This window comes from Mycolicibacterium setense (assembly GCF_000805385.1).
GTDB classification, from domain to species: Bacteria; Actinomycetota; Actinomycetes; order Mycobacteriales; family Mycobacteriaceae; genus Mycobacterium; species Mycobacterium setense.
On record NZ_JTJW01000008.1, the window covers coordinates 835,026 to 856,608 of the forward strand.

At 66.3% G+C, this 21,583-nt stretch carries 22 protein-coding genes; 7 read left to right on the top strand and 15 right to left on the bottom strand.

Translation table 11 applies throughout. The features are described 5' to 3' along the window. Nucleotides 1-3: 3 nt before the first annotated feature. Complete coding sequence (locus QQ25_RS22250) at nt 4-561, top strand: TetR/AcrR family transcriptional regulator (protein WP_039322845.1); 558 nt, start codon at nt 4-6, stop codon at nt 559-561. On the opposite strand, the gene meaB is transcribed toward QQ25_RS22250, so the two are convergent. After that, on the bottom strand, nt 550-1,428 hold the full coding sequence (gene meaB / locus QQ25_RS22255; RefSeq protein ID WP_039380994.1) for a methylmalonyl Co-A mutase-associated GTPase MeaB: 879 nt from the start codon (nt 1,426-1,428) through the stop codon (nt 550-552). The genes QQ25_RS22250 and meaB overlap by 12 nt on opposite strands. A 26-nt stretch (nt 1,429-1,454) precedes the next feature. Continuing rightward, complete coding sequence (locus QQ25_RS22260) at nt 1,455-2,630, bottom strand: thiolase family protein (protein ID WP_039322851.1); 1,176 nt, start codon at nt 2,628-2,630, stop codon at nt 1,455-1,457. A 79-nt stretch (nt 2,631-2,709) separates the two neighbouring features. Here QQ25_RS22260 and QQ25_RS22265 point away from each other — a divergent pair, with 79 nt between their 5' ends. Both QQ25_RS22265 and QQ25_RS22270 read left to right on the top strand, forming a co-directional pair. Beyond that, nucleotides 2,710-3,474, top strand: coding sequence for an SDR family NAD(P)-dependent oxidoreductase (locus QQ25_RS22265; RefSeq protein WP_039322853.1), 765 nt, complete (start codon nt 2,710-2,712; stop codon nt 3,472-3,474). Nucleotides 3,475-3,486: 12 nt separating this feature from the next. Beyond that, nucleotides 3,487-4,227: an SDR family NAD(P)-dependent oxidoreductase gene (locus QQ25_RS22270; RefSeq protein WP_039322855.1), complete on the top strand. Its 741-nt coding sequence runs from the start codon at nt 3,487-3,489 to the stop codon at nt 4,225-4,227. A gap of 85 nt (nt 4,228-4,312) precedes the next feature. Here the strand turns inward: QQ25_RS22270 and QQ25_RS22275 are convergent, their stop codons facing one another. The 4 genes from QQ25_RS22275 to QQ25_RS22290 are packed head-to-tail and all read right to left on the bottom strand — an operon-like array spanning nt 4,313 to nt 8,320. Then, nucleotides 4,313-5,077 (bottom strand): enoyl-CoA hydratase/isomerase family protein, encoded by a 765-nt coding sequence (locus QQ25_RS22275; protein ID WP_039380995.1) that lies wholly within the window; start codon nt 5,075-5,077, stop codon nt 4,313-4,315. 4 nt (nt 5,078-5,081) lie between these two features. Then, nucleotides 5,082-6,170, bottom strand: coding sequence for an acyl-CoA dehydrogenase family protein (locus QQ25_RS22280; RefSeq protein WP_039322859.1), 1,089 nt, complete (start codon nt 6,168-6,170; stop codon nt 5,082-5,084). Then, nucleotides 6,157-6,987: an acyl-CoA dehydrogenase family protein gene (locus QQ25_RS22285; RefSeq protein ID WP_039380997.1), complete on the bottom strand. Its 831-nt coding sequence runs from the start codon at nt 6,985-6,987 to the stop codon at nt 6,157-6,159. The genes QQ25_RS22280 and QQ25_RS22285 overlap by 14 nt, the downstream gene beginning before the upstream one ends. After that, nucleotides 6,965-8,320, bottom strand: a complete 1,356-nt coding sequence (locus QQ25_RS22290; RefSeq protein WP_039380999.1) for a class I adenylate-forming enzyme family protein — start codon at nt 8,318-8,320, stop codon at nt 6,965-6,967. Before QQ25_RS22290 ends, QQ25_RS22285 begins: the two co-directional genes overlap by 23 nt. A gap of 158 nt (nt 8,321-8,478) precedes the next feature. Here QQ25_RS22290 and QQ25_RS22295 point away from each other — a divergent pair, with 158 nt between their 5' ends. Beyond that, nucleotides 8,479-8,790, top strand: coding sequence for a 2Fe-2S iron-sulfur cluster-binding protein (locus tag QQ25_RS22295; RefSeq protein WP_039322867.1), 312 nt, complete (start codon nt 8,479-8,481; stop codon nt 8,788-8,790). 59 nt (nt 8,791-8,849) lie between these two features. Here QQ25_RS22295 and QQ25_RS22300 read toward each other — a convergent pair whose 3' ends face one another. The 4 genes from QQ25_RS22300 to QQ25_RS22315 form a co-directional block, all read right to left on the bottom strand. Then, on the bottom strand, nt 8,850-9,917 hold the full coding sequence (locus QQ25_RS22300; protein ID WP_039381001.1) for a CaiB/BaiF CoA transferase family protein: 1,068 nt from the start codon (nt 9,915-9,917) through the stop codon (nt 8,850-8,852). 93 nt (nt 9,918-10,010) lie between these two features. Next, nucleotides 10,011-10,967, bottom strand: coding sequence for an LLM class F420-dependent oxidoreductase (locus QQ25_RS22305; RefSeq protein ID WP_039381003.1), 957 nt, complete (start codon nt 10,965-10,967; stop codon nt 10,011-10,013). Beyond that, nucleotides 10,964-11,365, bottom strand: coding sequence for a cobalamin B12-binding domain-containing protein (locus QQ25_RS22310; RefSeq protein ID WP_039381004.1), 402 nt, complete (start codon nt 11,363-11,365; stop codon nt 10,964-10,966). Before QQ25_RS22310 ends, QQ25_RS22305 begins: the two co-directional genes overlap by 4 nt. Beyond that, entirely contained in the window at nt 11,365-12,966 is a 1,602-nt protein-coding gene (locus QQ25_RS22315; RefSeq protein ID WP_039322879.1) for a methylmalonyl-CoA mutase family protein, read from the bottom strand. The genes QQ25_RS22310 and QQ25_RS22315 overlap by 1 nt, the downstream gene beginning before the upstream one ends. Nucleotides 12,967-13,234: 268 nt before the next feature. Between QQ25_RS22315 and QQ25_RS22320 the strand changes: the two genes are divergently transcribed. Genes QQ25_RS22320 through QQ25_RS22330 form a run of 3 tightly spaced genes read left to right on the top strand, consistent with a single transcriptional unit; the run spans nt 13,235 to nt 15,884 of the window. Then, nucleotides 13,235-14,083 carry an SDR family oxidoreductase gene (locus tag QQ25_RS22320; protein WP_039381006.1) on the top strand — a complete coding sequence of 283 codons (849 nt, stop codon included), beginning with the start codon at nt 13,235-13,237 and terminating at the stop codon, nt 14,081-14,083. Beyond that, nucleotides 14,080-15,585 (top strand): class I adenylate-forming enzyme family protein, encoded by a 1,506-nt coding sequence (locus QQ25_RS22325; RefSeq protein WP_039381008.1) that lies wholly within the window; start codon nt 14,080-14,082, stop codon nt 15,583-15,585. Before QQ25_RS22320 ends, QQ25_RS22325 begins: the two co-directional genes overlap by 4 nt. After that, nucleotides 15,582-15,884, top strand: a complete 303-nt coding sequence (locus tag QQ25_RS22330) for a hypothetical protein (RefSeq protein ID WP_029109920.1) — start codon at nt 15,582-15,584, stop codon at nt 15,882-15,884. Before QQ25_RS22325 ends, QQ25_RS22330 begins: the two co-directional genes overlap by 4 nt. 85 nt (nt 15,885-15,969) lie before the next feature. On the opposite strand, the gene QQ25_RS22335 is transcribed toward QQ25_RS22330, so the two are convergent. From QQ25_RS22335 to QQ25_RS22355, 5 genes are all read right to left on the bottom strand, one after another. Continuing rightward, nucleotides 15,970-16,707: an SDR family NAD(P)-dependent oxidoreductase gene (locus QQ25_RS22335; RefSeq protein WP_039322887.1), complete on the bottom strand. Its 738-nt coding sequence runs from the start codon at nt 16,705-16,707 to the stop codon at nt 15,970-15,972. A gap of 54 nt (nt 16,708-16,761) precedes the next feature. Then, on the bottom strand, nt 16,762-17,784 hold the full coding sequence (locus QQ25_RS22340; protein ID WP_052235998.1) for a phosphotransferase: 1,023 nt from the start codon (nt 17,782-17,784) through the stop codon (nt 16,762-16,764). A 115-nt stretch (nt 17,785-17,899) separates the two neighbouring features. Next, complete coding sequence (locus QQ25_RS22345) at nt 17,900-19,102, bottom strand: cytochrome P450 (protein ID WP_039381010.1); 1,203 nt, start codon at nt 19,100-19,102, stop codon at nt 17,900-17,902. Nucleotides 19,103-19,217: 115 nt separating this feature from the next. Next, complete coding sequence (locus tag QQ25_RS22350; RefSeq protein ID WP_039381012.1) at nt 19,218-20,231, bottom strand: LacI family DNA-binding transcriptional regulator; 1,014 nt, start codon at nt 20,229-20,231, stop codon at nt 19,218-19,220. Further along, nucleotides 20,228-21,574, bottom strand: coding sequence for an MFS transporter (locus tag QQ25_RS22355; RefSeq protein WP_276015105.1), 1,347 nt, complete (start codon nt 21,572-21,574; stop codon nt 20,228-20,230). Before QQ25_RS22355 ends, QQ25_RS22350 begins: the two co-directional genes overlap by 4 nt. Nucleotides 21,575-21,583 lie beyond the last annotated feature (9 nt).

Consider the following 21,583-nt stretch of genomic DNA (forward strand, 5'->3'; position numbering starts at 1 on the left):
ACCGTGCTCTGGACCCCGCGCAGCCCCACGCAGACCCGCATCCTCGATGCGGCACTGGAGCTGATCGCCGATCATGGTGTCAGCGGAACCTCGCTGCAGATGATCGCGGACGCGATCGGGGTCACGAAAGCCGCTGTCTACCACCAGTTCAAGACCAAAGAAGCCATCGTCATCGCACTCACCGAGCGTGAACTCGGCCAGTTGGAGGACGCGCTCGAGGCCGCCGAGGCCGAAGGGTCGCCCACCCGCGCCCGCGAGCTCCTACTCACCCGGGTGGTCGAGATGGCCGTATCGCGTCGACGCGCCACCAGCACACTGCAGTTCGACCCGGTCGTGGTGCGGTTGCTGGCCGAACACGAACCTTTCCAACAGTTCATCGATCGGCTCTACGCGGCGATGTTGGGTGATCAGTCGGGCAACGCGGCCCGCGTTCATGCGGCAGTGCTGTCCGGCCTGATCAGCGCCGCGGTGATGCATCCCCTGGTGGCCGATATCGACGACGACACGCTGCGCGCCGAGTTGCTGCAGACGATGCGGCGGATTCTGGTCCTACCCGGCTGAATCGGCGACCAGATTCGCCGCGGCGCTGTACGGATCGGTGGTGCCGTCGGCGACGGCGGCGGCCAACCGATCCAGCTCGGCGTGGTTGCGCAGCAATGTCTGCGCCAGCGAGAGAATCTGGGTGCGGGCCCGTGCCGTGCGCCGCGCGGGGGTGTCGGACCGGTGGTGGGCGTCGATGGCCTCCACCAGCTCGGCCAAACCCTCCCCCTGTGCCGCAACAAGTTTGAGCACCGGAACGGTGGCCTCAGCCCTCAGATCGCGGGCCGTCTGGTCGGCGCCTTCGCGGTCGGCCTTGTTCACCACCACCAGATCGGCGACTTCCAGCAGACCGGCCTTGGCGGCCTGCACGGCATCTCCCGCACCGGGATTCAGGATCACCACGGTCGGATCGGCGATCGCGGCGATCTCGATCTCTGACTGCCCCACACCCACGGTCTCCAGGACGATCAGATCGTAGGAAAGCGCGGCCAGTAGCCGGATCGCGGCAGGCACCGCGGCGGCAAGCCCGCCGAGGTGCCCACGGGTGGCCACCGACCGGATGAGCACGTCGGGGTCGTTGATGTGGGCGGCCATCCGGATCCGGTCACCGAGCAGCGCGCCACCGCTGTAGGGGGATGACGGGTCCACCGCAAGCACCGCGACCCGCATCCCGCGCTCGCGGTACGCACCGACCAGAGCGCCGACCGTCGTCGACTTTCCTGCCCCCGGCGGCCCGGTGACCCCGATGACGCGCGGCGACGCGGGGCCGAGCACCGCGAGAACCTCATCCCGGTGCTCGCTTTCGACCAAGCTCAGCAACCGACCGACGGCGCGCTGAGATCCATCGCGCGCCGCGGTGATGAGCTCTTCGATGTTGTGCTTCGTCATTGGGAAAAAGCCTACGGCGCTGTATTTCATGTCGCCGCCGGGGCGGCTCCGTCCACCTCGATGACGGTCGCCGAGCCCATCCCGCCTCCCGCGCACATCGCGGCCACCCCGATGCCACCGCCGCGCCGGCGCAGTTCATGGACCATGGTGACCAGCATCCGTGCCCCGGTGGCCGCCACCGGATGCCCCAGCGAGCACCCGCTGCCGCTGACATTGACGATCTCCGGATCGATGTCGAGAAGCTTGATGGTGGCCACACACATCGCCGCGAAAGCCTCGTTGATCTCAAACAGGTCCACATCTGTCAATGAAAGCCCCGCCCTGCCAAGAGCTTTGGTGATCGCCTCCACCGGCGCCAGGCCGGTGAAAGCCGGGTCGACGCCGACTGAAGCCCAGGACTTGATGGTGGCCAGGGCAGGTAGCCCGAGGCCGTCGCTGGCGATGGTCAGCAGCGCCGCCGCATCGTTGGCGCCGCAAGCATTGCCCGCGGTGATGGAGAACCCGTCGATCTCCGGGTGCAGCGGCTTGAGCGCGGCCAGCTTCTCCAGGGTGGTGTCACGGCGCGGGTGTTCGTCGGTGTCGAACAAGCCGTGCGGAGTGTCGATGGCGACGATCTCGTCGGCGAACCGGCCCTCGTCGATGGCCGCGATCGCCTTGCGATGCGAGCCCAATGCCCACCGGTCCATCTCCTCGCGACTCACCCCGGCCTTGACCGCGGCGTTCCAGCCGACCGTGATGGACATGTCCATGTTCGGGGCGTCCGGCCGATCCGGATGAGTGGGCGGGAACCAGTTCACCCACTCGGCGTCCTTGGCGCTGCCGGCGGCCCGGATGAACCGAGGTGAGGTGGAGGCCGAGTTCACCCCGCCGGCCAGAATCAACTGGTCCATGCCCGCACGGATTCCGGCGGCCGCACTCTGCACCGCGGCCTGCCCCGCCGCACAGTGCCGGTTGTTGGACAGGCCGGGCACCGCCGTCAACCCGGCGGTGATCGCGGCATGACGGGCGATGACGCCGCCGCCGTACAACCCCTCACCCAGGATCAGGTCGTCGATCGAACCGGTGAGGTCAGCGGGAACGTCCTCCAATGCAGCTCGCACCACATGGTCGGCCAGCGCATACGCGTCGGTATCTCGCAGCGTGCCCTTCTTGGCGGTGCCGATAGGGGTACGCAATGCGGACACGATGACGGCTTCAGGCATTGATCTGCTCCCTGGTTCACCCGGTAAGAGAATGCTATTCTCGCAGCCAGAGAGTCACAGTTGCAAGAAGGGGAACCGTATGCAAATCGCCGGTAGTTCCGCGATCGTCGTCGGCGGCGCAGGCGGCCTGGGCGAGGCGACCGTCCGCCGCCTGCAGGCCGCAGGCGCCAAGGTGGTCGTCGCAGACCTCGCCGACGAGAAGGGCACCGCGCTGGAGAAGGAGTTGGGTGTGCGCTACGTGCCCACCGACGCCACCTCCGAGGAATCCGTGCTGGCCGCCATCGCCGAGGCGGAAGCCCTCGGCCCGTTGCGGATCTCGGTGGACACCCACGGCGGTCCCGCCGCAGGAGGCCGGCTGGTCGGCAAGGACGGGTCGCCGCTGGACCTCGACGGCTTCAAGAAGACCATCGAGTTTTATCTGACCGCGGTGTTCAACGTGATGCGGCTGTCGGCCGCGGCCATCGCCAAGGCCGAACCTTTGGAGGAAGGCGGCCGCGGCGTCATCGTCAACACCGCCTCGATCGCCGGGTACGAGGGCCAGATCGGCCAACTGCCCTACTCTGCCGCCAAGGGCGGCGTGTTGGGCATGACGCTCGTGGCCGCACGTGACCTGTCTCCGTTGGGCATCCGGGTCTGCACCATCGCTCCCGGCACCATCAACACCCCGGCCTACGGCAAGGCCGCCGACCAGCTCGAGCAGTACTGGGGTCCGCAGGTGCCGTTCCCCAAGCGCATGGGTCGCTCCACCGAGTACGCCCAGCTGGCTCAGAGCATCATCGAAAACGACTACCTCAACGGCGAAATCATCCGTCTCGATGGGGCATTGCGCTTCCCGCCCAAGTAATAGTCTGTCGCGATGAACCTGACCGGAAAGGTCGCCTTCGTTGCCGGCGCCAGCCGCGGCATCGGTGCCACCATCGCTGCCGCGCTGGCCGCCGAGGGTGCCGCAGTGGCCGTGGCGGCCCGTTCCGAACAACCGGGCAAGCTGCCCGGCACCATCGGCTCGGTAGCCGCATCCATCAACGATGCGGGCGGGAGGGCGCTGCCGGTCGCCTGTGACGTCACCGACGAGGACTCGGTGAACAAGGCTGTCGCAACGGCGGTTTCGGAATTCGGCGGCATCGACATCCTGGTCGCCAATGCCGGCGTCCTTTGGCTCGGGCCCATCGAGACCACGCCGCTCAAACGCTGGCAGCTCTGCCTCGACGTCAACCTCACCGGGGTGTTTCTGGTGACCAAGGCCGTCATCCCCGAGGTCCGCAAACGTGGCGGAGGGTCCCTTGTCGCGATCACCACCACCGGAGTCGACATGATCGAGCACGGCGCCAACGCCTACTGGGTGTCCAAGGCTGCCGCCGAACGCCTGTATCTCGGACTGGCCGCCGACCTGCGTGCTGACAATATCGCGGTCAACTGCCTGAGCCCGTCACGCGTGGTGCTCACCGAGGGTTGGCAGGCCGGCGGCAGCGGACTGCGGATCCCGCCCGAGATGGTCGAGCCGCCGGAGGCGATGGGCCGCGCAGCGGTGCGCCTGGCCGGTCAAGATGCCGGCGGCGTCACCGGTACGGTGCAGCGTTCGGAGGCGCTCACCTTCTAGGAATCACGCCCAGCGGCCACCTATGGCACGTTCTTCACAGATCCGTGTGCCATAGGTGGCCACTCGGGCCAGAGAATCAGCGAGTTCAGCTCTTCGCGATCAGCCCGTCAACGATGCGATTGAAATCAGCGGTGCCGAACGATACGTACTCGGCGAGGTTGGCGTAATCCAGCGACGCCATCACCTGCTGCTCGAGCTGGATGTTCATCAACCGTTTGGTGGCCTCGACCGCCTGCTTGGGCAGATCCATGAGCTTTTTGGCACACGCGATCGCCTCCGCCAGCGGATCCTCGACCACATGATTGGCCAGGCCCAGTTCGACCGCCCGCTGCGCCTTGATCCGCACACCGGTGAGGGCAAACTCCTTGGCCTGCAACAGCGAAATCTGCGAGCCCCACACCAGCGGACCACCGTCGGCGGCCACCAGGCCGATCTGCACGTGCGGATCGGCGAAGTGTGCGTTCTCGGCCATGTAGACCACGTCGGACAGCGCGGCCAGGCTGCAGCCCAGCCCAACGGCAGGCCCGTTCACCGCGGCGATCAACGGGATGCGGCAGCGCACCATGCCGATGACCAGGTCGCGGCCGTGCTTGATCGTCTTCTGGCGCAAGGCTTCATCGCGCCGCAACTCATCCAGGTAGTTGAAGTCACCACCGGCCGAGAACGCCCGCCCCGCACCGGTGATCACCGCCGCGCGCGCATCGGCATCCTCGTTGAGCGCCTCCCACAGCCGGGCCAGTCCGACGTGCAGGTTGTCGTTGACCGCGTTCAGGGCGTCGGGACGGTTCAGCGTGATGATGCGCAGCGCACCGTCTGCCCGCACATCGATTTCGTCTGGCATTCCGTACATCTGACTAAACTCCCAGTCCGAGGATTCGTGAGGCGATGATGTTCTTCTGGATCTGCGACGTACCACCCATGACACTCTGCGCGCGACTGTAGAGATAGGCGCTCAGCAGTTCGGGATCCTTGGTGCCGGTCACCGCGAGCGCGGCATGCCCGACGGACTGCTCGACCCACGTCATGAGCAGCTTGTCCAGCGAGCCCTCCGGACCGTGCTTGAGTCCATCGAGCTGTTCGGACAGCCGCCTGCGCACATGCAGCCGCAACATCTCGGCCTGCACACCGGCCCAGGCGAGATCCTCTGGGACCTTTCCGTCCACCCGAGACGCCATCTCGCGCACCAGTTTTCCGTAGCGCGCCGAGTAGCCGAGGGTCGAGGGTTCACGCTCGTGGCTGACCACCGTCATGGCCAGGCGCCAACCGTCACCGGGCTCACCGACCATCTGTGAGGCCGGCACCACCGCGCCGTCGAATGCCACCTGGCCGAACTCCGTGGTGACACCGTTGATCATCTGCAGCGGCCGCTGCTCGATGCTGTCCTGGTGCATCGACACGATGAACGCCGAGATGCCTTTATGTCTTGCCACATCCTTGTCCGTGCGGGCCAGTACCAGACACCAGTCGGCCACGTCCGAGTAGCTGGTCCAGATCTTGTGCCCGTTGATGATGTAGTTGTCGCCGTCGCGCGTCGCCGTCGTGGTCAGCGAGGCCAGGTCCGAACCGGCACCGGGCTCCGAGAAGCCTTGGCACCAGCGCTCGGTGCCGTTGATCATCCCCGGCAGGAATCGCTGCTGCAGTTCCTTGCTGCCGTGGTGCCCGAGACCGACAACCAAGTAGCCGAGGCTGGGCCGCGGCGGGGCTCCGGCCCGGGCCAGCTCCTCGTCGACGATCACATCGTAGACGGGCGGCAGGTCCTGGCCACCGAACTCCTTGGGCCACGAGGTGCCGAAAAACCCTGCGGCATAGAGGGCTTGATGCCACTCCCCCATCCGGGCCCAGTAATCGTCGCCTGACGCCTTGAACGATGCGGCGTTGTCCGCCAACCAGGCCCGAAGGCGGTCCCGGAAAGCAGCTTCCTCGGTTGAATCACGAAAGTCCAAGATCAGTGACCTCCAAGTCCTCTAGCTTGACGGGCCACAACTCGGTGGCCACCAGAACCCGGCGCAGATACACATGCGCCAGGCACTCCCAGGTGTTTCCGATACCGCCGTGCACCTGGATCGCGGTCTCGCACACCGTGCGCGCGGCGCGGGCGCAGTACACCTTGGCGATCTTCCCGGCCCGGACCGCGTCCTCGGCAGGAAGTTCGTCGACCGCCCATGCCGCGTGGCGCAGCACACTGATCGAGCCCTCGATCAGGGCAAGTCCCTCGGCCAGCAGGTGCGCGACGGCCTGGTATGAGCCGATCGTCGAGCCGTACTGCTCACGGACTTTCGCGTAATCGACGGCCAGCGCATGCGCACCGCGGGCAGCACCCACCAGATCCGCGCTGGACGCCGCGAGCGCCAAGGCGTGCCAGCGCAAGGCGTCCTCGCTCGACAGCTCAGCGAGCTCGTCGGGCGCCTCGACCACACCCACCGTGCTGCGGGTCAGATCCACACCGGCGGTGGCAGCCTCATCGCTCTCGACGGCCACCTCCCGATCCAGCCGACGGGCCAGATCGTCGGCGAGCACAGGCCCGAGGAACGGCACGTCGACCAGCCCGCGTCCGAACTCCTCGGCGACGATCGCCACCTCCACCCCGGAGGCACCGTCGGACCGCAGGGTGCGCCACTCGGTTGCGGCGACCGTGCTTTCCAACCGGGCGCGCCGGCCCTCATCCGACAACTCTCCGACCGCATCGGGTCCGAGGTCGTCGGCCAGTTTTGCTGCGGCCTCTCGCAGCTGCTGCTGTTCAGACGTCAGACGAACGTCCATGCCGCTCCTTCAGCACTCGTCGCAATACCTTTCCGGAAGGTAACCGGGGTATCTCGGTTACGAACTCCACGCGGCTGGGCCGCTTGTACGAGGCCAACTGATCGCCGATGAGCGCGATCAGTTCCATGGCCGACACCTCAGAACTTGTCGTCACGGCGGCCACGATGGCCTCGCCGTCGACGGCATCGGGTACGCCGAACACCGCGCAGTCGGCGACGGCCGGATGGCCGTGCAACACCGCCTCGACCTCGGCCGGCGCGACCTGAAAGCCGCGAACCTTGACCATCTCCTTGGATCGGTCGGTGATGTGCAGGTATCCGTCGTCGTCGAGGTAGCCGATGTCACCGGTGCGGTACCAGCCGTCGCAGAATGCGCCGGCGGTGACGTCGTTCGGCAGGTAGCCGGCCATCACGGAATCCGACCGCACCTGGATCTCGCCGCCCTCACCGATGCGGACGTCGACCCCGCGCACGGGAGTGCCGACGGTGTCGATGCGGGTGGCGTCCATCGGGTTACAGGCGATCACCGGAAGTTCAGTGGTGCCATAGGCGGTCAGCCACCGGATGCCGGCGCGCTCGCTGACGGTATCGGCGACGCTGAGGGTCACCGGGGTGGCGCACCACATCACGTAGCGCAGCGACGACAGGTCGTAACGTCCCAGATCGGGATGCGCAGCCAACGCCAAAGCGATTGGCGCGACCGCCATTTCGATCGTGATCCGATCGGATTCGATGTGCCGCAACATGGTGTCGATGTCGAAACGACGGTGCAGGCGCATCCAGGCACCCGTGTCGAGCACCATGGCGATGTTGAGCAACCCCAGGATGTGTGACGGCGGCGTCATGATCTGCATGCGGTCGACGGCAGTGAAACCCAGTGCCGTGCGCCAATGGTCGATGGCCGCGGCGAACCCGCCATGGGTGTGCCGGACCGCCTTGGGCAGGCCGGTGGTTCCCGAGCTGAAGACGAACAACGCGTCGCTGTCCGGGGCGGGCGGGTCGAACTGCCGCAGGCCGGGGATGATCGGTTCGTCCAGATGCAGCATCGGCATCTGTGCGGCCAGCACCTCATGATCGCCCACCGCATGAGCGGGCGCGGTCAGGGCCAGCGCGTGGGCGGCCTCGCGTTCTTTCCAGGCCGGGCTGATCAGCACCGCCGCAGCTCCCAGACCCCAGATCGCCCGTAATGCCACCACGAACTCGGGGCGGTTGGACGACATGATCGCCACCCGGTCACCCTGGCGTACACCGCGGCGCTCCAACTCTGTGGCCATCCCGCTGGTGAGCGCGTCGAGTTCAGCCAGGGTGTACTCGCGGTCGTCGAACGCGAGCACCGCGCGAGTATCCGCACAAGGAGCAGTCGTGGCCGTAGCCAAAATTCCAACCCCTCTCAACAGGCCTCTGTTGCGCGCTCAACACGCCGAGAAGATACTATCACTTTGCGAGAATGGTATTCTCTTCATATCAGAACGTGCGTGCACAGGGGAGTGAGATGACGGCAGAACCGATGGCCAGCAGCGGAGCGGACGGCAAGGTCACGATCGTGTTCGACCGCGAGCAGTTGTCCGTGCCACGCAGGCAGGGTGAGACGCTGTTGGAAAGCGCGCGCCGGGCCGGAATGACGCCGCCGTTCTCATGCGAGGCCGGCAATTGCGGCACCTGCATGGCCAAGCTCTTGGAGGGCACCGCCACCATGCGGGTCAACGACGCACTCGATGACGACGAGGTGGCCGAGGGCTACGTGCTGACCTGCCAGGCTGTGCCGGACTGCGATTCCGTGACGGTCTCCTACGACGAAGACTGAGCCGCACAGCGGCCGAGAGTGCCTCCGGTTTCTACCGCAGGGCCGCAGATTTCGAGCGGTCACAACCCTGGTGCAGAAACCGGTGCACGCCGTCCGTACTCGTCGAAGGCCGGGGCAGGCCGGTAGTCCGGCGTGTACCCGGCGACGTGTACCGGACTACCCACCAACCGGAAATCGCCTGCGGTGACCAGCACCTCGGGCGTCGCGTCCAGCGCCTGGGGCAGGCTACGCACAGCGGCCGCCGGGATCCCCAGCGGCTTGAGCCTCGCTTCCCACCCCGCAGCGGTGTCGGTCGCCAGCGCGGCAGTCACCACATCGAGCACTTCGTCTCGCCGGGCGGCCCGCTCAGCCATGGTCTCGAAACCCGCAACCCCTGCCTCACCGGCGAACGACTTCCAGAACCCGTCATGGGTGATGAAAAGCGCCAGATAGCCATCGGCGGTCGGGAACAATTGCGCCGGTACGTAATACGAATGAGCACCGAAGGGATGGCGGCGCGGCTCGACACCGTCGTTGAGGTACGCCGAGGCACGGTAGTTCAACTGCGACAACATGACATCACGCAGCGAAACGTCCACCTGACCACCGTCGCCCGAGACGATCATCGCCAGAAGACCCAGCGCGGCCGTCAGCCCGGTCGAGTTGTCGGCCGAGGAGTAACCGGGAAGCGTGGGTGGGCCGTCGGGATCTCCGGTCATCGCAGCCACCCCGGTGGCGGCCTGGATGACGTAGTCGAACGCCGGGTCGTCTCCCCCGTCGAGCCCGAACCCCGTCATCGCGACACAGACGATCTTCTCGTTGAACTGCCGCAGATTCTCATACGTCAGGCCGAGCCTGCGGATCACCGACGGCTTCATGTTCACCAGCAGCGCGTGGGAATCGGCCACCAGCTCACCGAGTTTCGCCCGGCCCGACTCCGAGGCGAGGTCGAGGCAGATGCTGCGCTTGCCCCGGTTGAGGCTGGCGAAATAGCTGTCGCTGACTTGACGCGAGATCTCCCCGCCGGGTGGTTCGACCTTGATCACCTCGGCACCCAGGTCCGCCAGCATCATGGTGGCGTACGGGCCGGCCAGCATGACGCCGACCTCGATGATGCGGATGCCGGCAAGAGGGCCTGAACCGCTCATCGGTTCCCTCGGCTCTTCGCGCAAGCGCTCATCGGTTCCCTCGGCTCTTCGCGCAAGCGCTCATCGGACCTGCTTGGCTCTTCGCGCAAGCGCTCATCGGACCTGCTTGGCGAGTTCGGCAATCACCTCACGCGTCCGGTACTTCGACGCGATCAGCTCGTCACGGTTGTCCCCGATCGGCAACAACCGCACCGACAGGTCCGTGACCCCTGCATCGGCGAACTGCTTGAACCGCTTGAGGATTGATTCCTCGTCACCGGCGGCGCACAGATCACCGACATTGCGCGCCTCGCCCCGGTCGAGCAGCCGCTGGTAGTTCGGCGAGGTCTCCGCCTCGGCCAGGATGCGGTTGGCCCGCTCCTTGGCGACCTCGATCTCGGAGTTGGCGCACAGCGTGACGGGGATGCCTGCCACGATGCGAGGCGCGGGCTTGCCCGCCTCAGCGGCGGCCTTGTTGATCTTGGGTGCGATGTGCTCGCCGATCGCCTTCTCGTCGGCCATCCACAGCGACGTGCCGTCGGCATGCTCGCCCGCGATCTGGAGCATCACCGGGCCCAGCGCGGACACCAGCACGGGCATCGGGGTGTCGGCACTGAGCACGGTCGGGTTGTGCACGGTGAAGGAATCGTTCTCCACGTCAACCGGTCCGGGTCCGGCGATCGCGGTGTTCAACACCTGCAGGTAGTCCCGCGTGTATGCGGCGGGCTTCTCGTAGGGCAGGCCGAGCATGTCGCGCACGATCCAGTGGTGCGACGGCCCGACGCCCAGGGCCAACCGGCCACCGGACATCGCGTGCACGGACAGCGCCTGACGGGCCAGCGCGATCGGATGCTGCGCCTGCAATGGCACCACGGCAGTACCGAGTTCGATCCGCGTGGTGTTGGCCGCCATCAGCGCCACCATGGTCAGACAATCGAAATCGTTGGGCACCTGCGGCATCCACGCACTGTCCAGACCCGCCGATTCGGCCCACTGGATGTCCGAGACCAGCTTGGAGACCTTGCGCGCCATATCGCCGCGCTCGGCCCCGATCATCACACCCAGCCTCATGACTCCGAAACCTTCTCTGTCAGCGCACGCACGTCGGTCACCAGAGTCTCGAGCGACGTTCCGGTCGGGAACACCGCCGCCGCACCGGCCTCCAGCAGCTTCTGCACGTCGGACTGCGGGATGGTGCCGCCGACGACAACGGCGATGTCACCAGCATCGGCTGCGCGCAGCGCCTCGACGGTGCGGGTGGTCAGCGCCACGTGCGCGCCCGAGAGGATCGAAAGTCCCACCAGTGCAACGTCTTCCTGAAGCGCGATCGACACGATGTCCTCGATGCGCTGCCGGATGCCGGTGTAGATGACCTCGAATCCGGCGTCACGCAATGTGCGTGCGACGATCTTGGCACCCCGGTCGTGACCGTCGAGCCCGGGCTTGGCGACGAGTACGCGGGTAGCCATCAGAACACCACCGGCTGCTGGAACTCGCCCCACACCGACTTCAAAGTCGACACCATTTCTCCCACTGTGCAGTACGCATTGGCGCAGTCGATCAACCGGTGCATCAGGTTGTCTGCCCCCGGTCCACTGCCCTCGGCTCCCCTGGCCAGCGCGGCCAGAGCTTCTTTGACCGCGACGCCGTCGCGCTCGGCCTTGACCTTCGCCAGTCGCTTGAGCTGCAGATCGCGCCCCTCGGCGTCGAGCTCGTAAGTGTCGATGTCAGGCGCGGGCTCGTCGGTGACAAACCGATTGACCCCGACCACCGGCCGCTCACCGGACTCGATCTCGTTGTGGATCTTGAACGCCTCGTCGGCGATCAGGCCCTGCAGGTAGCCGTCCTCGATGCACCGCACCATGCCGCCGTGCTTTTCGAGGTCATCCATGATCTCGATGATCTTGGCCTCGGTGGCATCGGTGAGGGCCTCGACGAAGTACGACCCGCCCAGCGGATCGGCCACCTTGGTCACACCGGTCTCATACGCCAGGATCTGCTGGGTCCGCAGAGCCAGCGTCGCCGATTCCTCACTGGGCAGGGCAAACGGCTCGTCCCACGCGGCGGTGAACATCGACTGCACGCCGCCCAGCACCGCCGCCAACGATTCGTAGGCCACCCGCACCAGGTTGTTCTGTGCCTGCGGCGCGTACAGCGACGCCCCGCCCGCCACGCAGCCGAACCGGAACATCGAGGCCTTGTCCGTGGTCGCGCCGTAGCGTTCCCGCACGATAGTGGCCCAACGGCGCCGGCCGGCACGGTATTTGGCGATCTCCTCGAAGAAGTCACCGTGGGTGTAGAAGAAGAAGGAGATCTGGGGTGCGAATTTGTCGATGGTCATCCGCCCGCGTTCGACCACCGTGTCGCAATAGGTGACACCGTCGGCCAGCGTGAACGACATCTCCTGCACGGCGTTGGCGCCGGCGTCGCGGAAGTGCGCACCGGCCACCGAGATCGCGTTGAACCGCGGCACCTCGGCCGCACAGAACTCGATGGTGTCGGCGATCAGCCGCAGGGACGGCTCGGGCGGCCAGATCCAGGTGCCGCGCGACGCGTACTCCTTGAGGATGTCGTTCTGGATGGTGCCGGTGAGCTTCTCGCGCGGCACGCCCTTCTTCTCGGCGGCGGCGACATAGAAGGCCAGCAGGATGGCCGCGGTGCCGTTGATGGTGAAGCTGGTGCTGATCTTGTCCAGCGGGATGCTGTCGAACAGGATCTCGGCGTCGGCCAGGGTGTCGACGGCAACACCGACGCGCCCGACCTCCTCGCCGTACTCTTCGTCGTCGGAGTCGTAGCCACACTGGGTGGGCAGGTCCAGTGCCACCGACAGTCCCGTCCCACCCTGATCGAGCAGGTAGCGGTAGCGGCGGTTGGATTCCTCGGCGGTGCCGAAGCCCGAATACTGCCGGAAGGTCCAGGTCTTCCCGCGGTAGCCGGAGGCGAAGTTGCCGCGCGTGAATGGGTAGGTCCCGGGGGCAGGCGGCTCGACCGCGCGGTCGTCCGGTCCGTAGACGGGCGCCAGCGGGATGCCAGATGGGGTCTCTACAGGAGAGACATCTTGCTCGCTCATCAGTGGATAACGTACTTGCTAAAAATGAGAATGCCAATACCGCAGCGCGGAAATGTGGCCCCTGTACTGGCAAGGAGGCCTCCTACCTGCGCACCGAGACGTTCCGTCAACACTGAGGAACAGGTCTGGTCGACGCCGATTCTCCGGGCGCCCCACTCGCCGATTACGCCACTTGCTAAAAATGAGAATGCCAATACCATTTGAGTACGGTCGACAGTACCGTTGACGACGGCGCAACAGCGGATTGCTGCGCTCGACGAGGAGGACCATGTCCAGCCAGCAAGAATCATTCACCGATCGCACGCTGGTCGTGTCCGGCGGCAGCCGCGGTATCGGGCTGGCGATCGCGCTCGGTGCTGCCCGCCGCGGGGCGAACGTTGTGCTGCTGGCCAAGACCGCAGAACCCCACCCCAAGCTCCCCGGCACCGTGCACACCGCGGTCGCCGAGGTCGAGGCCGCAGGCGGCAAGGGTGTCGCGGTCGTCGGTGATGTGCGCAAGGAAGAGGACGTGGCCCGCGCGGTGGAAGCGGCGGTCGAGCACTTCGGTGGCGTCGACATCGTGATCAACAACGCCAGCGCCATCTCCACCGACCCCACCGAGTCGCTGTCGGCCAAGAAGTTCGACCTGATGATGGACATCAACATCCGCGGCACCTTCCTGCTCACCAAGGCCGCGCTGCCGCACCTGCGTAAGTCCGTCAACCCGCAGGTGCTCACGCTGGCCCCGCCGATGAACATGAACCCCTACTGGCTCGGCGCGCACCCGACCTACACCCTGTCCAAGTACGGGATGACTCTGCTGTCGTTGGGCTGGGCGGCCGAATACGCGGACGCCGGTATCGGTTTCAGCTGTCTGTGGCCCGAGACCTATATCGCCACCGCCGCGGTGACCAACCTGGCCGACGGCGACACGATGGCCTCACGGTCCCGCAACCCCGAGATCATGGCGGACGCGGCGGTCGAGATCCTGTCGCGCCCGGCCGCCGAGGTGAACGGCCAGACCTTCGTCGACTCCGAGGTGCTCACCGCTTCCGGCGTCACCGATCTCTCCCCCTACGGCGGCGGGGATAATCCGATCATCGACATCTTCATCGACGCGCCGGGACAGGGCCTATGAGCATCTCGCTACTGCTGGAGATGGCGGTCTCTGGCGGACCCGACCGCACCGCGGTGGTGTCCGACGATCTCCGGCTGACCACCGAGGAACTCAGCGCCCTGGCCGACGGCGGCGCGGGCGTCATCGCGGCCTCCGGGGCGGCGCACGTCGCCTACGTCGGCACGGGTGGCGCGCTGCTGCCGCTGCTGTTGTTCGCCTCGGCCCGGGCAGCCGTGCCGTTCACCCCGCTGAATTACCGGCTCAGCAGGGACGGCTTGCAAGAGTTGATCGAGCGCCTGCCGGAGGCACTGGTGGTGGCCGACACCGAGTACGCCGACGTGGTGGCCGGAGCGGGCAAGCAGGTCATCACCTCCGAGGAGTTCCTGGCCGCGGCCCGCCTTTCGGTACCTGCCGCTGAGTTCGCCGATCCCGACGCAGTCGCCGTCGTGCTTTTCACCTCGGGCACCACGTCGCGCCCCAAGGCCGTCGAGCTCACCCACAACAACCTCACCAGCTACATCACCGGAACGGTCGAATTCGCCTCCGCCGCAGAGGAAGACGCAGCGCTGATCTGCGTCCCGCCGTATCACATCGCCGGGGTCAGCGCCGCCATGTCGAACCTGTACGCCGGCCGGAAGATGGTGTACCTGCGCCACTTCGACGCCGACAAATGGGTCGAGCTGGTCCGCGCCGAGGGCGTCACCTCCGCCACCGTCGTGCCGACCATGTTGGACCGCATCGTCACCGCACTGGAGAGGGCGGGCCACGAGCTACCCACTTTGCGCAACCTCGCCTATGGGGGCTCGAAGGTCGCGCTGCCCCTGGTGCGCAAGGCGTTGCAGCTGCTGCCGAACGTCGGCTTCGTCAACGCCTACGGATTGACCGAAACCAGTTCCACCATCGCTGTTCTCGGGCCTGACGATCACCGCGAGGCGCTGGCCGCCGAGGACCCCGCCGCTTCCCGGCGCCTCGGCTCGGTGGGACAGGTGGTGCCCGGTATCGAGGTGCAGATCCGCGCCGATGACGGCACCGTGCTCGGCCCCGGAGAGACCGGTGAACTGTTCGTGCGCGGTGAGCAGGTGTCGGGCCGCTACACCGACATCGGATCGGTGCTCGACGCCGAAGGCTGGTTCCCCACCAAAGATGTCGCCATGCTCGACGAGGGCGGCTACCTGTTCATCGGCGGACGGTCGGACGACACCATCATCCGCGGCGGGGAGAACATCGCACCGGCCGAGATCGAGGACGTGCTCGTCGAACATCCCGAGGTACGCGACGTGGCCGTCGTCGGCCCCGAGGACCCGCAATGGGGACAGATCATCGTTGCCGTCGTGGTGCCCGTGGAGGGCGCCTCGCCTGACCCGGACGCGCTGCGCGATCATGTGCGCAAACAGCTGCGCGGCTCACGCACGCCCGACCGGGTGGTGTTCCGCGATGAACTGCCCACCAACCCGACCGGCAAGGTCCTGCGCCGCCAGCTCGTCGATGAACTCGCACCCATCTCGAAGGAGTCAGCATTGTGATCAAGAACGGCACCCGCCTGCAGAGCCAGGTGTGCGACACCCAGGTCATCGTCGTGCGCAGCGCCGACAGCCTCGACGATCTGCGCGCCGGTGGCGTGCCGATGGTCCCGCTCGACGCCCAGAAGGACTCAGCCGCAACAATTGACGCTGCGTTCTCCGATGGCAACCTCATGGGCAAGCGCTACGTCGACGACGCCGGCGCAGAGGTGCTGGTCACCAAGGCCGGCGCCGGCACCCTGTCGGTCGGAACCACCGCGCTCAGCCTCAAGGAAGCCAAGCCGCTGCCCGCCAGCGACTGACACCAAGACCTCGAGTGGCCAGTTGTGACACGAAATCTGCGAGATCACGTGTCATAACTGGCCATTCGTTGCCTGGTACCCCGATTCAGGCGTGACGGCTGGTCACTCCCCCGTCGACCACCAGCTGCGTGCCGGTGACGAACGAGGCCTTCGGCGACATCAGGAAGGCCACCGCCGCCGCGACCTCATCAGGCCGGCCGAGTCGGCCCAACGGTGCGGCTTGTTCGAAGCCGACGCGAATCTCCTCGACGTCCAACGCGATTTGCAGCATCGGCGTGTGGATGAAGCCAGGGCACACCGCGTTGACCCGAATACCCAACGGGCCCAACTGCGCAGCCATCGAGCGGGTCATGCCGAGCAGCCCGGCTTTGGACGCGCAATAGGCCGGGATGAACGGATTGGCGGCCAGGCCCTCGATGCTCGAGATGCCGACCACCGCGGGCGACCCACCGTCGGCCGCGGACTTCTCCAGGTGCGGCAACAGCAGTTGCATCAGCAGCGCCTGTGCCCGCAGGTTCACATCGAGTACCGCGTCCCACGACTCCTCGGTGTAGGCACCCACCGGTTCGGGGAGCACCCGGCCCGCGGCATGGACCAGGCCGTCGATACCGTCGAGCGCCTGCGCCGCGTCCTCCACCGCCGCCGACAGGGCGCCCGTGTCACACACGTCGATCACCGCCGAGTGCATGCCCAAGCCGTCGGCCACATCCCGGACCTCAGGAGCCATGTCCCACAACGAAACCCGCCGACCGTCTGCGATCAGTGCCTCCGCGCTGGCCCGGCCGATCCCCGACGCTGCCCCTGTCACCACCACACCTGTCATGCCGGACAGGTTAAAGGCTCGATGTCCCGCCAGGGGCCATTTTGGTTATGCCGACTAATTGATGAGATCAGCCAACGCCTGAGCGGTCTGCAGGTCTTCGTACGCGGCCGAATACCGCTGGGCGAGCGCCAGGGCGATATCCGGACGCTGCCACAGTTCGCCCGCACTCGCGGTCGCCAGCCAGGTGGTCAGCCCGTGCGCGACCGACGCCCGGTAGCGCAGCCAGATCTCCTCCGCAGACGGCAGTTCATCGGCCGGAAGCTCCATTGCGTCGCGGTATTCCTCGAGCAACTGCTTCTCGGCCGTGCGGCGATCCTCAGTGGTGAGTGCGCCCTGCAGGAAGTAGCCGAGGTCCAACGAGAAGTTGCCCCGCCGGGCCACCTGCCAATCCAGAAAACCGACGTCGCCGTCGCGCACCACGTAGGTGTTGCCGATGTGCGGGTCGCCGTGCAGCAGCGTCTGCGACGTCCCGGGCGCGGTCAACGTACGGATGAAGGGCTTCCAAATGCCTTCCACCAGATGGTCGATGGTCAGGGCCTGTACCGACGGCGGTGCGTCGTCACCGAGACGCTCCAACGCCGCGGGTAGCGGCGCCCACTGCATGCCGTCCCACGGTTCGAACGGCTCCAGCCACTCCAGACCGGGACGGTGCACGCGCTCGCCCCAGAACGCGCTGTGCAATCTCGCCAGACCGCGCACGCCATGCGCGGCCTGCTCCACGGTCAAGGGCCGGGTGGCATCGCGCGGGTCGGCGGCGCGCGAGTTCAGATCCTCCATGATCAGCACGAAATCTTCGTCGCCCTCGTCGATAGGTGCGGCGTAGACCGTCGGATGTTCCAGCGGCAGATCAACTTCCGAGTTGAACAGCCTGGGCTCATGCAGCAGCCCGCTGGTGTACTTGATCATTTCCTTGTGGCCCGGGTCGACAGCCTTGGCGAACACCGTGGCCGGGCCGGCAGGCCCCGGCTTGTAGGTGATCGACAGGCGCGCCCGGCGGTTGGTGCCGTCGTCGCGCATGTCGACGGTCACCCCGTCCACCACCGCATCTGGGTGGTGGTTGGCCAGGGCCGCCGTCATCCATTCTGGTGTGACCTGGCCCCAGTCCTTGGGGACGGTCAGCGCGGCCGTCACGCGGTTGCCTCGCAGGCTCGACTCTCGCGTGTCCACCTACGGTTCTCTCCGCATGCGTCGCTCATCGGACGAACGCCGGCATCGAATCCCAGCCGCGGACAGTCGAAGTCGGCGACAGTTCGGCGTTGTCGAGATCCACGTCCCACTCCGGGAACCGCTTGAGCATCTCTTCCAGGGCGATGCGGCCCTCAAGGCGCGCGAGCGCAGAGCCCAGGCAGTAGTGGGTGCCGACGCTGAATGCCAGATGCTGACGCTGCTCACGGTGGATGTCGAAAACCTCACCGTCGGGCGGGAATTGACGGCTGTCGCGGACGGCCGCACCGATCAGCATCATCATGACGCTGCCCTGGGGCACGGTCTGCCCGTAGAACTCGACGTCGCGGGTGACATAGCGGGCCACGTGCGGAGCGGGCGGCTCGAAACGCAGCAGCTCCTCGATGGCCTGCGGGATGAGCGCCGGGTTCTCGACCAGCTGGCGCCGCTGGTCCGGATGTTCGGCGAGCACCTTTGCCGCCCAACCGATGAGCCGCGTGGTCGTCTCGTTACCCGCCCCCGCCACCACGTTGATGTAGATGAGCAGTTCCTCGCGGGTGAGCTTCCGGGTGACTCCGTGCTCGTCGGTGAACTCGACGTTGAGCAGGTCGGTCATGATGTCGTCGGACGGGTTGTCCTTGCGCCAGTCGATGTAGGTCTCGAAGATCGAACCGTCGACCAGGCCCTCCTGGGCGGCCTTCATCGGCTTGCCGGCCTCGGTGCGAAGTTGATCGTTGCCGTGGTCGCGGATCATCTCCTGGTCGTCCTCGGGAATCCCCAACAGGGCGCTGATCACCCGCATCGGCATGATGGCGCCGAAATCCTTGATGAAGTCGATCTTCCCGACCCCCACCAGCGGATCCAGCGACTGGGCGCAGAATTCCCGGATCTTCGGCTCAAGGGCATTGATCTTGCGCGGCGTGAACATCCGGGCCAGCAGCTTGCGGTGCATGGTGTGGATCGGCGGGTCCTCGAAAATCAGTGCACCGGAGGGGATGTCGATGTTGGCCTTGATCAGCTCGATGATCGCGCCACGGGCCGAGCTGAAGGTTTCGTGGTCGACGAGGCCCTTGTTGACATCGGCGAAACGACTCAGCGCATAGAAGTCGTGCTGCTCGTTGTAGTACAGCGGCGATTCCTCGCGGAGCCGGGCGAACGTCGGATACGGGTTGGCGTTGATCTCGACGTCGTAGGGGTCGAAATACACGTCACTCGTGGTGCTCACACTCACGGCGGTCCCGCCTCTCTGAAGGGCTGCGGAGAGTTACTTACACGCGTAAGTTACACGTCGGAACGCCCACCGGACAAGGCCGCCAGGCTTACGATTTGCCGTTCACATGTAATGCTCAGGTGGTTTCGCGCACGATGAGCGCGGCAGGGTCGCTGCCGTCGACGTCAGCGACCGTGGGGTATCCGAGTTCGGCCATCATGGCCGGGACCGCAGCGTCGACGATGGCCTTGGCATCGAATGCGACGGAGGTCAGCGGTGGGGAACTCACCGCCCCCAGTGGTATCGCGTCGACCCCCATGACCGCGAGATCATCAGGGCACCGCAGACCGGCCCGGCGTATCCCGTGTAGCACCACAAACGCCGTCTCATCGCTTTGCGCGCACACAGCCGTCACGCCCGCTGACACCCATCTGGACACGACGGTGGCCGCGTCGGACCCGTCGGTGGCCACGGTGTCGACCTCGATCGCCCGCAAGCCGTGCCCGTCGGCGGCAACCCGCAGACCCGACAACCAGTAGTCCCCGAGCGGCCGCAGCACCTCATTGCCGGAGTAGGCGAAGCCCAGACGCGTGTGTCCGCGCGACATCAGATGCTCCACCCGCATCGCTCCGACGGTCAGATGCAACGACCCGAGCGCGCGCAACTTCTCGCTGCCCAAATAGATCTGCGGAATCTTCGCCGCCTCGACAGCCGCTGAAGCGGCGCCGGTGAGGGGGAACACGCCGGCAACGGCCAACGGGTTGAGGTTTGCAACCGCGTCGACGAGGTTCTGGCCATCGTCCGTCTCCAGCTGCATCGACAGCACGATGCCGTGCCGGCCGAGCGCGGTGGTGAGGCGACTGCCGACCTCAAGAGGCAGTTCGCCGAGATCGGTCCGCGGCACGATATAGAGCACCACACCACTGCCGCCGACCGCGAGGTTGCGGGCCGCCAGGTTGGGCCGGTAACCCAGATCGGCTGCGGCCTTGCGCACCGCGGCCTGGGTCTGCTCCGAGATACGTTGCCCTTGAACATTGTTGAGCACATAGCTGACGGTCGCCGTGGAGACGTTGGCCAGCCTGGCAACATCGGCTTTCGTCGGGCGCAGCCCGACATTCGACCTCGGCGGGCGTCCTCTTGTCGCACTCACGGTGTCATCGTGACACGTTGCTGACCGGTTGGGTCGTCCACGCCCGACAATTGACGTCCTGCGCTCTCACGCAAGGTCAGGACAGTCAGGACCGAGACCATGCCCGCGGCAACCAGATACAAGGCGGGAGCCAGGTTGTTGCCAGTGGTCGCGGTGAGCCAAGTGACCACATACGGTGTGGTTCCGCCGAACAGAGCGACCGCGACGTTGTAACCGATCGAGAAACCGCTGTACCGCACTCGGGTGGCGAACAGTTCCACACCCGCCGTCACCGCGGTCGCCACGTACACCGATTCGATGGCGGCCAACAGACAGTGACCCGCGATCGCGGCTGCGACCGATCCCGAATTCATCAGCAGGAACAGCGGATAAGCGCACACCACGAACCCGACCGAGCCGGCGATCAGCAAGGGTTTGCGCCCGATCCGGTCCGACAGCGCGGCCAACGGCAGGATCAGTATCAGCGCCACCAGACTTGCCAGGGTGATCGAGACGAAGGCCTGCGTCTTGCTGAAGTGCAGTGACTTTATGAAATACGTCGGCAGGAAGGTGAAGACGACGTAGTAGCCGACGTTGAAAACGATGAACAGTCCGACGACTTGCAGGATCGCCCGCCGGGCCGTGCTCACCGCTTCGCGCAGGGGCGAGGTGGCCACCCGATCGGCCTCGTCGAGCTTGGCGAATTCAGGCGTGTCGTCGAGCCGCAGCCGGATGTAGAGGCCGACGAGGCCGAGCGGTGCTGCGACCAGGAACGGGATGCGCCAGCCGTAGCTCGCCATCGCGTCGGGCGGGAGATACGCCTGCAGAACGGTGACGGTGATCGAACCCAGCAGGAAGCCCAGCACGCCCGACCACGCGATGAACGTGACGGTGAGCCCGCGTCGCCGGGCGGGCGCATATTCGGCGAGATAGACTGCGCCGCCCCCGTATTCGCCTCCCGCCGAGAATCCCTGCAGGCACCGCAGCAGGAGCAGCAGCAGTGGCGCCGCCACACCGATGGTGGAGTAGGTGGGCAGCAGACCGATGCCGAGGGTGGCGGCTGACATCAGCAGGATCACCACGGCCAGCACGCGTTGGCGGCCCAGCCGGTCCCCGAGCGGACCGAACACGAACCCGCCGAGGGGGCGCATGAAGAACGCCGCGGCGAAGATGGCGAAAGTGTTGAGTAGCGCGGCTGTTTCGTTGCCGGACGGGAAGAAGTTGGCCGCGATGTAGGTTGCCAGGAATCCATAGATGGCGAAGTCGAACCACTCGACCGCGTTGCCGATCGACGCACCGGTGATCGCCTTGCGCACGGTGGCGTCGATGTGGGAGGTGTCGGTACTTCTTTCTGGTGCCGTCAACAGAAAACT